Origin of the sequence: Rhodococcus sp. NPDC080181 (assembly GCF_040702225.1) — a bacterium.
GTDB lineage: Bacteria > Actinomycetota > Actinomycetes > Mycobacteriales > Mycobacteriaceae > Rhodococcoides > Rhodococcoides fascians.
In genome coordinates this window covers 1-12884 of record NZ_JBFBKN010000038.1, presented here as the reverse complement: position 1 = coordinate 12884, position 12884 = coordinate 1, and the positions used below count along the sequence as shown (strand labels likewise).

Sequence of the window (12884 nt, the reverse complement as noted above, 5' to 3'; positions counted from 1 at the left end):
AAGCGTGCGTTGTTGGCTGCCGTTCCCTGGGGAAACGGGACGTGAAACACACCCTCGGCGGGTCGGCGCTTAGAGTGTCCGGCATGGGGTACGACGTCGCACGGGTCAGAGGGTCCATTCCCTCCCTCGGCGACGGGTGGATTCATTTGGACCCTCAGCTGGGAATGCTGATTCCGGATCGCGTGTCGACGGCCGTCTCCACGGCGTTCCGGCACAGTGCGTCCAATCATTCGGCCGGCAACATCGCTGCCAAGCGGAGTGCTGCTCTGCTCGAATCCGCCCGCGTCGCAATCGCAGATCTGGTCGGTGCCTATCCGTCCGGGGTGGTCATCGGACCGGATCGGGCGACGCTGCTGTCGTGGCTCGCCGATTCTCTGAGCTCCCGGCTCGGGCTGGGAACCGGCTTGGTGCTCTCGCGTCTGGACGAGGAAGCCAACGTCGCGCCGTGGCTGCGGGTCGCCAGCCGAACCGGTGCACACGTGCGCTGGGCCGAGGTCGAGATCGATACGTGCGAGCTGCCCACGTGGCAGTTCGAGGAACTCATCACCTCCACCACCCGGCTCGTCGCGGTCACCGCGGCGTCGCCGATCGTGGGTAGCGCTCCCGACGTTCGCGTCGCGGCGGATCTGGTCCACGAGGTCGGTGGACTCATCGTCGTCGATGCCGCCGGAGCAGCCCCCTACGCACACGTCGACATCAAGGAACTCGGAGCCGACGTCGTCGCGATCGACGCGGCCGCGTGGGGTGGGCCGTCGGTGGGTGCGCTGATCTTCCGGGATCCGACACTGCTCGACCAGTTGCCGTCGATGTCGCTGAACCCGTCGGCGAAGGGGCCGGAACGGCTCGAGGTCAGTGGTCATCAGTACGCGCTGCTGGCCGGTGTCGTGTCGTCCATCGACTACCTGGCCAACCTCGACGACGCAGCGACGGGCACCCGAAGTGAGCGGCTGGAGCTGTCCATCGGGTCGCTGCAGCACTATCAGGATCGGCTCTTCGAGCATCTGATGGCTGCGCTCGCCACCCTCGACCACGTCATGGTGCTCGGCACTGCGCCCACGCGTATCCCGACCGTCAGCTTCACCGTCGACGGTATGCCCGCGGTGAAGGTGTCCGAGCAACTCGCGCAGGCTCGCATCGGCAGCGTCAGCGGGGTCCACGGTGGCAGTCGTCTGCTCGACGCCCTGGGCGTCAACGACGAAGGTGGTGCCGTCACCATCGGACTCGCTCCCTACACCACCCGGTACGAGATCGATCAGCTCGTGAAAGCTCTCGCTGCGCTCGCCCTGTGAGAGCGGCTGCGCCGCACGTGCACGGAACTTCGTAGCCCACTACGAAGTTCCACTCACGACCCTTGGACGCACATCACTGCACGCGCAGGATGACCTTCCCGATCGTCTCGGCGTCATCGAGCATTCGATGCCCTTGTGCTGCTTCGGTTATCGGGATTTCGGCATGCACGACGGCGGTGACCCGGCCCTCGGAGATCATCGGCCACAGGTGTGCGGTCATGTCGGCGACGATGTCGGCTTTGCTCGACGGTCCGGTCTCGGGGCGTCCACGCAATCCGGCCGCGTGTACCGAGCCGCGCTTGGCGATGAGCTTGCCGAAGTTCAGCTCACCCTTCACGCCGCCCTGCATTCCGATGGTGACGACGGTGCCGTCCATGGCGAGCGCGTCGAGGTTTCGGTCGAGGTATTTAGCGCCCATGTTGTCCAGGATCAGGTCGGCTCCGTGATCGTTTGTCTGTGAACGGATTTCGGTGACGAAGTCTTGGTTCTTGTAGTCGATGAGGATGTCGGCGCCGAGGTCCGCGCACATGTCCAGCTTGTACTTGGATCCGGCGGTCACGGCGACGGTGACGCCCATCTGTTTCGCGACCTGGATTGCGTGCGTACCGATTCCGCTGCCGCCGCCGTGGATCAGCAGTACTTGGCCCGAACGCATGTGCGCATCCATCACCAGGTTGGACCACACCGTGGACGCGACCTCCGGAAGTGCTGCTGCCACATGGAGATCGAGGCCCGCAGGGATCGGGAACAGCTGGGTGGCAGGCACGGCGACCTGCTCGGCGTACCCGCCACCTGCCAGAAGCGCGCAGACCCTGTCGCCGACGTTCCAACCGCTGACGCCGTCACCGAGCTCGGAAATGATTCCCGAGCACTCGAGACCGAGGATCTCGCTGGCACCCGGGGGCGGCGGGTAGTTGCCCTGACGCTGCATCAGATCGGCACGGTTGACGGCGGTGGCGGAGACGTCGACGATCACCTGTCCGCGGGCCGGTCGTGGATCGGGAACCTCGGTCCACTCCATGACGTCGGGATCGCCGAATTCTTTCAGTGTGATTGCACGCATGCATCCATGATGCGCCACCACTGTCGCAGGCGCTTTACAGGTCCCAGAGGTTGATGCCGAAGTCGCCGGCGTGACTGTCGATCTGTTCGAGTTCGGCGTCGGAGAAATCCAGATTGTCCAGCGCCGCGACGTTGTTCTCGAGCTGCTCGACGCTCGATGCGCCGATCAGTACCGACGTCACTCGCCGGTCGCGCAGCGCCCAACTCAGCGCGAGCTGAGCCAGTGACTGACCGCGGGCCGACGCGATGTCGTTCAGTGCGCGAAGGTGCCCGATGTGGTCGTCGGTGAGCCAGTCCGGGTTCAGTGACTTGCCTTGTGCTGCTCGCGAATCCGCGGGAATGCCGTCGAGGTACTTGTCGGTGAGCATGCCTTGGGCGAGGGGAGAGAATGCAATGACGCCTGCGCCGATCGCGTCGAGTGTGCCCAGTAGTTCGGGTTCGATCCACCGGTTGACCATCGAGTAGCTGGGCTGATGGATCAGCAGCGGAACACCGGCGTCGGCGAGCAGATCCGCCATCTTCTGCGTGCCCTCGGGCTTGTACGAGCTGATGCCCGCGTACAGGGCCTTCCCCTGTTGAACGGCGCTGATCAGCGCGCCGGCTGTCTCTTCGATCGGGGTGTCGTGGTCGGGGCGGTGGCTGTAGAAGATGTCGACGTGGTCGAGTCGCATGCGCGCCAACGATTGGTCGAGTGAGGACAGCAGGTACTTGCGGGAGCCGCCGAAGCCGTACGGGCCGGGCCACATGTCCCATCCCGCTTTGCTGGAGATGATCAGTTCGTCGCGGTAGCCGGCGAAGTCCTCGGAGAAGATGCGGCCGAAGTTCTTCTCGGCGCTTCCGTACGGCGGACCGTAGTTGTTCGCCAAGTCGAAATGGTTGATTCCCAGATCGAAGGCGCGACGAAGAATCGCGCGCTGCTTCATCAGTGGAACGTCGTCGCCGAAGTTGTGCCACAGGCCCAGCGACACAGCCGGCAGTACCGGCCCACGCGATCCCACTCGGCGATACGACATGGATTCGTAGCGATCGGCGGCGGCAACGTACGGAGGGTCGATGTAGGGATCTGTCATAACTCGACCCTAGGTCGCATCGGCGAATCGGGCCCCGAACCACGGCAAGCTACTCGTGAGTAGATTTCCTGCCTAAGATGACTCGCGTGACGGCCGAATTAGCCATTGGTCCCGGGGGGGACCCGCAGTGGCTCGACACTGCGGAAATGAGAGCTTGGCGTGCCTATGTCGACGGCGGTCAACGATTGATGGAGGTATTGAACAGGGATCTACAGGACAGACACGACCTGTCGATGGCCGAATACCGCATCCTGGTGATGCTGTCCGAGGCGGACGACGGCTCCATCCGCATGAGCGAGTTGGCCGACGGGGTTCTGTCCTCCCGAAGTCGCCTCACCCACCAGATCAGGCGGATGGAAGTCCAGGACATGGTGCGCCGCAGTACCTGCGCGCACGACGGCCGTGGCGTCCTCGCCGTCATCACCGAGGAAGGTCGACGACGACTGACGGAGGCAGCACCCACGCACGTCCGCAGCGTCCGGCAACATCTGGTCGATCTCCTCACCCCGGCCGAACTGGAGGTCCTGGGCGACATCTTCCAGAAAGTGGACGCCGCAATGGACGCATCGGCAACCCGACCCCGACGCTGACAGACCGGCAACGAGGGGCGATTGGGCCGGTGCCGCCCCGGCCGTTAAGATCGCACACGGAAGCGTGGCAGAGCGGCCCAATGCACTCGCCTTGAAAGCGAGAGACGTGTAAAAGCGTCCGGGGGTTCAAATCCCTCCGCTTCCGCCATATGTCGATTGATCGAACCCGGTCCGCCCGCGAGGGTGGACCGGGCTCGATCGTTTGCGAAGCAGCGAATTCTCGGCGTGGCATCAATACCGGTCAGGTGGGTACTACCTGCCAATGAGCGAAGAAGCGCGGCGCAACGACGGCGACAACGAGGGACCTCTGGAAGAGGAGCTCGAGGAGAGTTTCGACGCTGTCGTCACCGAAGGCGAGGAGCGATTGCACCGCACCGTACGCACCGTGCTGATCACCGGACTGTTCGGCGGACTCGAGGTCGCTCTGGGGGTGATGGCGTACCTAGCGGTGCTGGACGAGACCGGCAGTCACCTGCTGGCGGGCCTGGCGTTCGGAATCGGCCTGGTGGCCATCTATCTCGCACACGGTGAGCTGTTCACCGAGGATTTCCTGATGCCGATCGCCGCGATTGTGGCCCGCAACGGCACGCCTGCACAGCTCGCGAAGTTGTGGGTCGGGACGCTGCTCGCGAATCTGCTCGGCGGTTGGTTCGTGATGTGGTTGATCGCGCACGCGTTTCCGCAATGGCTCGAAGTGTTGTCCGAGTCGGCGCATCATTTCGTCTACGCACCCTTGGATCTTCAGTCGATCTGCCTCGCTGTTCTCGGCGGCAGCACGATGACACTGCTGACCCGCATGCAGCAGGGAACCGAATCCGATGTGGCGCGGATCATCGCCGCCATGGCGGCGGGTTTTCTGTTGGCCGGATTGCAGTTGTTCCACTCGGTCCTGGATTCCCTGCTGATCTTCGGGGCCATCCACGCAGGAGCGGATGTGACCTACCGCGAGTGGATCGAATGGTTCGGCTACACAGTGCTGTTCAACATCATCGGCGGCGTCGTGTTGGTCACGGCGCTGCGCTTGGTGCGCACGAAGGAACTCGTGAAGTCCGAGCGCGACCAGAATTCTGAGTAGCAGCGGAGCCGAGAGTCATGGACTTCAGTTCTGCACCCAACGCTCCAGGCTGCGCCGAGTCTCGAAGCGTCGTACAACTTTCGAGATCGGGTCGATGAATTCGATTGCACTGGCGAGTAATTGGAGTGGAGCTGTGAAATCGTCGACGGCTCGGCCGGTTGCCGTCGGGTAGAGATCGTCACCCAGGATGGGGATGCCCAACGAGTTCATGTGCAGACGTAGCTGGTGGGTTCGTCCCGTCGACGGTGTCAGCCGGTACCGTCCGATGCCCTCGCGGTGGTCCACGAGTTCGACGACGGTGTGCGCGTTGGGTTCTCCGGTCACTTCGCGTGCAGTGAACTGGCCCTTGTCAGAGACGATTCGACTGCGTACCTCGGTAGGCAGAGCGAGGGTCGGTTCGTAGGCCGCGATGGCCTCGTACTCCTTGCGGACCTTTCGATCCTGAAACAACGTCTGATACGCCCCGCGAAGTGCCGGATCAACGACGAACAGCACCAGGCCGGCGGTGACGCGATCGAGTCGATGAGCAGGCACCAGTTGTGGAAGGCCGAGTTCGAGGCGCAGGCGCACCAACGCGGTCTGCAGAATGTGGCCGCCGCGCGGGATCGTCGGCAGAAAATGCGGCTTGTCGATCACCAGTACGGCGTCGTCCCGGTGCACGATCGAGATGTCGAATGGCACAACGGTTTCCGTCGGCAGGTCGCGGTGGAACCAGACAGCCTCGCCGGGGACGTACGGCGCATCAGCGGATACAGGCCCGCCCATGTCGACGACCTCGCCCGCAGCGAGCATCTCGTCGATGCGTCCCGGCGAGATCCGTTGCTCGGTCGCCGTCAGGAACTCGCGGACGGTGGGCCATGTCCCGTCCTTGGGCATTCGGACGCGTGCGGGGTCGAGGCCGTAGCGCTTCGCCAGGGGCGGTTGCTGGCGTCGTCTCACCGGCCGAGCGTATCCGTCCGCCGAGATCGCACTTGTGCAGACGATCGACAGCGATTCACCTACACAAGTGCGAACTCGCTACTCGCAGCCGATGCCGTCGTTGTCGCGGTCGAGGTGGGGGCCGTAGCCGTACTCGTCGCGATAGACCGGTGCAGCTCCGGCGTCGCGGGCGGCGTCGCAGTTCTGGTACTGGAACCCACCGTTGGGCCGAGGTGCGGGAGCCGGCGCACCCTGCGGCTGTGGGGCGGGTGCACCCTGCGGTGCGGGCGGGGGAGCGAAAGCAGGCGGCGGCGGAAGGATGCAGAACTGAGCCGAGCCGGCACCGCACAGGAAATCGGTGATCGGATCCGCCGAAGCGAGGGCGGGGGTGGTGACCATGGCTGCCGCAGCGATCGCGCTTCCGATGCTGATTCTGACCAGCAGATTCTTCGTCTTCATGTTGCTCCAATTCGAGGGGGTGCGATGGAGCTTGCTCGACGGATCCTTGAACTGTCAACGAAGTCATTCGCGCGACCGACAGCCGCGCTGAGCAGGGCGGCACCGAAATGCGCAGGGTCGACGCGTTTGGAAACCGTCACGAGGGCGTATTTACGAACGTATGAGCGAAAACGAGCAGGTCAACCAGAACCCCGAGAAGGATCCCGATGACTGGGTCACCGGCGACGAGCCGATGACCGGTCCGCAGAAGAGCTATCTGAGCACCCTCGCTCAGGAAGCAGGGGAGGAAGTTCCCGACGACCTGAACAAGGCGCAGGCGTCGGAAATGATCGACAAGTTGCAGGGCGAAACCGGCCGCGGTTGAGCCTGCTCCGTCAGAAGTCCACTCGATGTGACATCGACCCCCGAAAAGTCCACCGAATGTCACATTGAGTGCCTTCTGAAGGACCTCCCGACGGCAGCATCCGACCAGGTAGACCGTTATTTCTTCGGTACATGTAACAAAGGATTACGCAGACTTTTGTACCCGGGATTTCGCGGCTACTGTGAGCGGACCCACAGCCCTCGGCGTGTCTGCGTCGCGGTGGGTACGTTGTGGAACGGATGTTGTTTGTGTTGCGCCCGCGAGGGTGCGCCTGGGGAGGATGGCAGATCAGATGCACCGTCGTGTGTTGGCAGTAGCGGGGGCTGCGCTGGCTGTGTCCTTGCTGTCGTCGGGTATCGCCGGAGCGCAGCCGCTTCCGGGTACCGGCAGTGCCGATGGTGGCGGGGCAGCACCTGGCATACAGGCGCAGTCGTTGCCGACGGCAGCGGCTCGTATCGATCGAGTCGACATGTTGACTCCGCGTCGTGCGGCCGTGTGGGTCGATTCGCCGGCGATGGGTCGGGCGATCCAGGTGCAGGTTCTTCTTCCAGCCGCGCAGGCCGTGTCCCGTCCGACGCTCTACATGCTCGACGGCGTCAGTGCCGGCAAGGAATCCGATTACAAGGAAAGCACTTGGACGCAGAAGACCGACATCGTCGATTTCTTCGCGGACAAGCAGGTCAATGTCGTGTTGCCGGTCGGCGGATCGAGTAGCTACTACACCGACTGGAATGTGCCCGACCCCGTCTTGGGTGTCAACAAGTGGGAGACGTTCCTGACGGCGGAGTTGCCGCCGCTGATCGATGCGCGGTTCTCCGGTAACGGCACCAATGCCATCGGCGGTGTGTCGATGGGTGCCCAGGCCGCGATGGATCTCATCACGCGTCACCCCGATCTCTACACCGGAGTAGCCGGTTTGAGCGGTTGCTACGACAACTCGCAGAACAACCTCAAGGACGCTGTGCGCGCCACGGTCGCCACCAACGGCGGCAACGCCACCAACATGTGGGGCGAGAACGCCGACGCGAAGTGGATCGAACACGATCCGTCACGCAACGCAGAAGCATTGCGCGGCAAGGACGTCTACGTGTCCGTCGGCACCGGCCTACCCGGCCCGTACGAACTGGGCCCCGGCGGCGGTGGTGTGCAGGAAGCTGCGATGGGCGGACCGCTCGAAGCTGCAGCGCTGTACTGCACCACGCTCTTCGACACACGCCTGCGCTCGATCGACATACCGGCCACCTTCACCTACCGCCCGTACGGCATTCATCAGTGGCCGTACTGGCAGGACGATCTCCGGGAATCCTGGCCGACGCTCGAGCGCGCGCTAGGACTGTAGAGCGAACTTCAGAAACGCGTCGTTCTCGTGCGGGTCGCCGATGGTGACCCGCACTCCGTCGTTTCCGTAGGAACGCAACAACACGCCCTGTTCGGCTGCGCCCGAGGCGAATTCACCCGAACGTTCGCCTAGCGGCAGCCAAATGAAATTGGACTGGGATACGCCCACGTCGTAGCCACCCGAGACCAGGGCGTCGCGCACTCGATCACGTTCGGCGATCAGCGCATCGGTCCGAGCCAGTAGCTCGGCCGAGGCTTCGAGCGACGCCAGAGCCGCCTGCTGAGCAATGGTGCTGACTGCGAACGCAATACGAACCTTGGACAGCGCAGTGATCACCTCGGGATCGGCCACCGCGTAGCCCACTCGCAGACCCGCGAGGCCGTACGCCTTCGAGAACGTCCGCAGCACGATCACGTTGCGCCGACCGCGAGCGATCTCCACCCCATCGGTGTGATTGCCTGCCGCGTCGGGCCGGGTGTACTCGAAGTAGGCCTCGTCGAGGACGACGAGGACGTGGGGCGGCACCGCGGCGAGAAAGGCCACGAGCTTGTCGCGCTGAACGACGGTTCCGCTCGGGTTGTTCGGGTTGCAGACGAAGATGAGTCGGGTGCGCTCGGTGATGGCGTCGAGCATTGCGTCGAGATCGTGCACGTGGTCCGAGGTCAGCGGCACCTGAACGGGCGTCGCTCCCGTCACCCGGACGATGATCGGATAGGCCTCGAACGAGCGCCACGCGAAGATCACTTCGTCACCGGGGCCACAGGTGATCTGGACGACCTCCTGGCACAACGCGACCGAGCCGTTTCCGGCGGCCACGTTCTCCGGAGCCACTCCGAGAATCTTCGCCAACGACTCGACGAGCGCCGTCGCGCGGATGTCGGGGTAGCGATTGACGCCGCCGGTCGCTTCCACGATCGCCTCACGGACACTCGGCAGAGGGCCCTGTGTCGTTTCGTTACTCGCCAGCTTGATCGCACCGGGAAAGCTGCGGCCGGGTACGTAAGCGGGGATGGCGTCGAGGTCGGGGCGGATGTGCACGGTCACGTCAGTCATTATGCGCCGACCCTGTCGGTAGTCGACTTCTGCCTGTCCGCGTCAAAGCTGTGCAGGACGGCCGCGATCGTCCTATCTTCGTACAGTATGTCGGGAACTTTCAGCGACTTCGCAGTCCTTCGGTCCGCCCCCGCGCCCACAGTCGGCGCGGACGACGAGGTGGATACGGCCGCATCGAAACCCGTCTCGCAGGAGAAAGTGCCGTTGACGGCTGTGGAGCCCGATGGGTCACCGCGCGGCGGGATCGTCGTGTTGCACGAGGCCAGGGAGATACCCGAGTCGCTGAAAGATCTCCTGCGCGCGCTCGCGTTGGAAGGGTGGCTGGCGGTAGCGCCGGACCTGTTCCATCGGGGGCACGGCGACGACAAGGAAGTGTTCGGCGACGACCTCTTCGCCGATTTCGACGCCACCTCCGACTGGCTCGTCCAGCGCGGGGTGTACTCCGATTGCATCGGCGTCATCGGATTCGACGATGCCGGAACGGCCGCGTTGATCGTGGCTACCAGCCGTCCGGTCGGAGCGGCGGTCAGTGTCGCCGCAGCAGGGATCGTGGAGCCGCTCAATTCGGACGCCATCGCATTGGTCGACGCCGCGCCCAAGCTGCAGGCGCCGTGGCTCGGCCTCTACGGCGAGAACGACCCCCACACCCCACCCGAACACATCGAAGCCCTTCGCGATGCCGCCACGCGCGCCTCAGTGGCCACGAACGTCGTCAGCTACTCCGGTGTGGAGCATCGCGCCGATCATCCTCGGGAACAGCCGGGCAGCAGCGACGACACCGACCCCGCCGAGGCCGCTCTCGTCGATGCGCAGACGCGCATCTTCGACTGGTTCGACAGCTTCATGCGTTGACGAGCAACAAGCATCTTTTACGCGAACGCCGCGCGAACCTGGGGCGTCGACCAGCCGTTTTGCCTTCTGGCCTCAGCCGTGTGTAATCTCTTTCCTCGGCGGTCCGAGAGGGCCGGCAGCCTAGGAGGCGTGCCAGAGCGGCCGAATGGGAGTCACTGCTAATGACTTGACCCTTCACCGGGTCCGGAGGTTCAAATCCTCTCGCCTCCGCCACGCTGATCCGCAAGGATCGGCACGTCGGTTCCTCGGAACCGACACAACTGAACATGCGCCCGTAGCTCAACGGATAGAGCACTTGACTACGGATCAAGAGGTTAGGGGTTCGAATCCCTTCGGGCGCACAGAAGAAAAAGCCCCGAACTGCAGCGATGCAGTTCGGGGCTTTTTCGTCGTATAGGCCAGTGGTTGGCGGCTCGACACCTGCCCGGTCTAGATCTCCGACGACGGGTCCGCATGTGGGATGAACAACGGGGACGCCGGCGAGGGGCGGCCTGGTAGACGGCGTGCAGATCGGTACAAAGCACACCCTTTAGAAACAAACCGGACGTAAGGTGTGCTTGTCTCGCCGAGGAGGGCACGTGAGCGATCGATCAGGCAGAACCGCGACTGTGAGCGAGTCGGATGCTCAGGCTTCGCCGTTGTTCATCCCGCTGTTGTTCATCTCGCTGCTCTTCGTCGGTGCGTTGCCGTTCTACGTTCGGCAACCGGTCGTCGGCGGTGAGTCGGTGTCGGGTCCGGCGTGGTTCGGCGGTGCGCACCTCGGAGAACCAGCAGCCGATGTGTACTGGCTGTGCGCTCTGCCGGTGTGCATCGGGGCCGTCGCGGTCTACTGCGTGTGGAGCGAACGTCGATCGGGCGTCGCCATGCATGTTCGGCTGTGGCTCGTTGCGAGTCTCGGATTGTCGAGTGCAACAGCAGTTTTCGTGCAGAACGGAATGATGTTCTACGTGGGTAACATGACGATTCGAGGATTGTTGCCCTTACTGGCGATATCGATCGCGGTCCTGGTGTGGGGTGTCGGCCTGCGGTCGCGGTTGCTGGTGGCAATCGGTGTTGTCGCCGTTGCTGCGAGTCTGGTGTCCAACCTCTACAACGTCGAGAATCTCGTGCCGCGGGAGTGGGCACTGGACCCCCGCTTCGGTCTGTGGCCGAACATCGTGCTGACCGCAGCGGTGTTCGCGGTCGGAGCAGTGGGGTCGGGGTTTGCCGAACGGTCCCGGCGGTAAAGCCTGCAACGCAGCGTGACCCGGGCGATGGGGGTCGTCGCCGGCGGTGGACACTGGCAGGATGGCCAGCCCAGGTGACCCGAAGTCGGTGTGGACGACAGTCTCGGTGATCGTCGGCACCGTGGCAGCAGGCGTCGTAGTCGCCGGTCTTCTCCACGATCCGCAACCCGACGCCGTGTCGATACCCGGCTGTGCGGAGGTCGTCCAGCCCGAGGACATGCAGAGAATCAATTACGCCATTGTCGGACCGGATTCCGCCCCGGCGGGGTTCGACGCAGCAGCCAAGTCGGCCGCTTTGGCGCGAGCCCTTCCCGCCGGGACCACGGTAGAACCCGATGCCATGTTCCCGCCGCTGACATTCGACTCCAGCGCCTCTGCCTATGGGCGTATCTCGCTGGGCGGAGCCGTGGGTGACCTGAACGTGAGGCTGTCGACATCCGACCAATCCGCCGGTCCATGTTTGGCCGGCTACGTCGATGAGCGTCGGACACTGAGTGACGGCACAGTCGTCGATCTGAGATCATCCGAAAGAGGCAGTCGCGTAGAGGTATACGGGACCGACGGCAGCATCGTCGATGTATCCGCCGACCCCGTGTTGACGGTCCAGCAAGTGACCGACATCGCGATGACGCCCGGTCTTCGCTGGAATTTCTAGGCCCCCTTGACCGCCGTACCTTGCACGCCGGTGTCGGCACTGCCCCAACAAGTCCGACCCCGCCGCAGTGTCTGCGACGGGGTAGGGCACATGCGCGTGTATCTACGCGCGGGCGACCAGCTTTCCTGCGATTCCCGACAAGATTTCGGTCGGCCTCTGCTGCTCACCCTGCTGAGCACCCAGCACCACGAGGGTCCCGGTCAGGACCGGCAATGCCCACTGGAGGTACTTCAGTTGCTTCTGTGCTGCGGCGGCCTCGCGAGGGGTACCTGCTGACGGCTCGGTTGCCGAATCGATCGAATGGCCCTGAGCCTTGGTCGTTTTCGCGCCGAGAACACCGCTGTACGCGGTTGCGGCCAGGGCGACCCCGGTGACGGCGATCTTGATGTTGGTGTTGGCGGTGACACCCTGCTGATGGCGAGCACGACCGCGGTTGGCCATGAGTATGCCTGCGCCGCCGATGAGATGTGCACCGATGGCCGCAGCGTTGACTGGAGCCCACTTCGCCCACCCTGCCGCGGCAAGCTGTGCGCGATCACGCGGATCCTGCACCGCAGTGGCAGCACCGTTCACGCCGACGGCACCCATGAGCGAACCGCCGAACCAGGCGGCGGCACCGAGATCGTGTAGCGAACGGATGACGGTATTTCTGTTGGACATCTGCGGATCCTTCGGTTGTGTGCGCTGCTCCGATCGCGAAACACGCGATATAACAGAGGTTTTGGCGGCCGCGTGAACGGCTCCTTGTCCATCGGTTACCCGCGTGAGCAGTTTCCACACCTGGGCCCCGCGCCGATTCGCGTTGGAATGCTGGTCGTTCCAGCCCTATTGCGGTCGTACCGGGGGGGTGTCCCTATGGTTTCTGTCAAGCGGCTTGTGTCGTGGGCGGTTGGTACAGAGTCTTGGTCTTGAGCATGGCGAACAGGACGTCG

At 64.0% G+C, this 12884-nt stretch carries 14 protein-coding genes and 3 tRNA genes; 11 read left to right on the top strand and 6 right to left on the bottom strand.

The window, feature by feature from the left end:
- The first annotated feature begins 83 nt into the window (after nt 1–83).
- On the top strand, nt 84–1289 hold the full coding sequence (locus AB0O58_RS25170; protein ID WP_048319188.1) for a cysteine desulfurase-like protein: 1206 nt from the start codon (nt 84–86) through the stop codon (nt 1287–1289).
- Between the two features lie 73 nt (nt 1290–1362).
- On the opposite strand, the gene AB0O58_RS25165 is transcribed toward AB0O58_RS25170, so the two are convergent.
- Complete coding sequence (locus tag AB0O58_RS25165; RefSeq protein ID WP_032366525.1) at nt 1363–2352, bottom strand: NAD(P)H-quinone oxidoreductase; 990 nt, start codon at nt 2350–2352, stop codon at nt 1363–1365.
- Between the two features lie 34 nt (nt 2353–2386).
- Entirely contained in the window at nt 2387–3421 is a 1035-nt protein-coding gene (gene mgrA / locus AB0O58_RS25160) for an L-glyceraldehyde 3-phosphate reductase (protein WP_094716070.1), read from the bottom strand.
- Between the two features lie 146 nt (nt 3422–3567).
- Here mgrA and AB0O58_RS25155 point away from each other — a divergent pair, with 146 nt between their 5' ends.
- The 3 genes from AB0O58_RS25155 (at nt 3568) to AB0O58_RS25145 (ending at nt 5086) form a co-directional block, all read left to right on the top strand.
- Entirely contained in the window at nt 3568–4011 is a 444-nt protein-coding gene (locus tag AB0O58_RS25155) for a MarR family transcriptional regulator (protein ID WP_230593545.1), read from the top strand.
- Nucleotides 4012–4069: 58 nt separating this feature from the next.
- A tRNA-Ser gene (locus AB0O58_RS25150) sits at nt 4070–4159 on the top strand.
- Nucleotides 4160–4273: 114 nt separating this feature from the next.
- Complete coding sequence (locus tag AB0O58_RS25145) at nt 4274–5086, top strand: formate/nitrite transporter family protein (protein ID WP_283541745.1); 813 nt, start codon at nt 4274–4276, stop codon at nt 5084–5086.
- A gap of 24 nt (nt 5087–5110) precedes the next feature.
- Here AB0O58_RS25145 and AB0O58_RS25140 read toward each other — a convergent pair whose 3' ends face one another.
- Entirely contained in the window at nt 5111–6025 is a 915-nt protein-coding gene (locus tag AB0O58_RS25140; protein ID WP_196251049.1) for a pseudouridine synthase, read from the bottom strand.
- Between the two features lie 78 nt (nt 6026–6103).
- Nucleotides 6104–6463: an excalibur calcium-binding domain-containing protein gene (locus tag AB0O58_RS25135; RefSeq protein WP_032374150.1), complete on the bottom strand. Its 360-nt coding sequence runs from the start codon at nt 6461–6463 to the stop codon at nt 6104–6106.
- A gap of 160 nt (nt 6464–6623) precedes the next feature.
- On the opposite strand from AB0O58_RS25135, the gene AB0O58_RS25130 reads away from it, so the two are divergent.
- Together AB0O58_RS25130 and AB0O58_RS25125 are read left to right on the top strand one after the other, a co-directional pair.
- Nucleotides 6624–6827 carry a DUF3072 domain-containing protein gene (locus AB0O58_RS25130; protein ID WP_027494766.1) on the top strand — a complete coding sequence of 68 codons (204 nt, stop codon included), beginning with the start codon at nt 6624–6626 and terminating at the stop codon, nt 6825–6827.
- A gap of 292 nt (nt 6828–7119) precedes the next feature.
- On the top strand, nt 7120–8166 hold the full coding sequence (locus AB0O58_RS25125) for an alpha/beta hydrolase family protein (protein ID WP_027494765.1): 1047 nt from the start codon (nt 7120–7122) through the stop codon (nt 8164–8166).
- Here AB0O58_RS25125 and hisC read toward each other — a convergent pair.
- Nucleotides 8155–9210: a histidinol-phosphate transaminase gene (gene hisC / locus AB0O58_RS25120; RefSeq protein WP_366238949.1), complete on the bottom strand. Its 1056-nt coding sequence runs from the start codon at nt 9208–9210 to the stop codon at nt 8155–8157. The two genes, AB0O58_RS25125 and hisC, sit on opposite strands and share 12 nt — an antisense overlap.
- A 96-nt stretch (nt 9211–9306) precedes the next feature.
- Between hisC and AB0O58_RS25115 the strand changes: the two genes are divergently transcribed.
- The 5 genes from AB0O58_RS25115 to AB0O58_RS25095 all read left to right on the top strand — a co-directional run bounded on the left by AB0O58_RS25115 (nt 9307) and on the right by AB0O58_RS25095 (nt 11952).
- Nucleotides 9307–10071: a dienelactone hydrolase family protein gene (locus tag AB0O58_RS25115; RefSeq protein WP_027494763.1), complete on the top strand. Its 765-nt coding sequence runs from the start codon at nt 9307–9309 to the stop codon at nt 10069–10071.
- A gap of 123 nt (nt 10072–10194) precedes the next feature.
- A tRNA-Ser gene (locus AB0O58_RS25110) sits at nt 10195–10284 on the top strand.
- A 55-nt stretch (nt 10285–10339) separates the two neighbouring features.
- A tRNA-Arg gene (locus AB0O58_RS25105) sits at nt 10340–10412 on the top strand.
- A gap of 237 nt (nt 10413–10649) precedes the next feature.
- Nucleotides 10650–11297: a hypothetical protein gene (locus tag AB0O58_RS25100; RefSeq protein WP_155288754.1), complete on the top strand. Its 648-nt coding sequence runs from the start codon at nt 10650–10652 to the stop codon at nt 11295–11297.
- A gap of 61 nt (nt 11298–11358) precedes the next feature.
- Nucleotides 11359–11952: a hypothetical protein gene (locus tag AB0O58_RS25095; protein WP_366238948.1), complete on the top strand. Its 594-nt coding sequence runs from the start codon at nt 11359–11361 to the stop codon at nt 11950–11952.
- Nucleotides 11953–12054: 102 nt separating this feature from the next.
- Here the strand turns inward: AB0O58_RS25095 and AB0O58_RS25090 are convergent, their stop codons facing one another.
- A complete protein-coding gene (locus AB0O58_RS25090; protein WP_366238947.1) occupies nt 12055–12612 on the bottom strand; it encodes a hypothetical protein in 558 nt (185 codons plus the stop codon).
- Nucleotides 12613–12884: the final 272 nt, after the last annotated feature.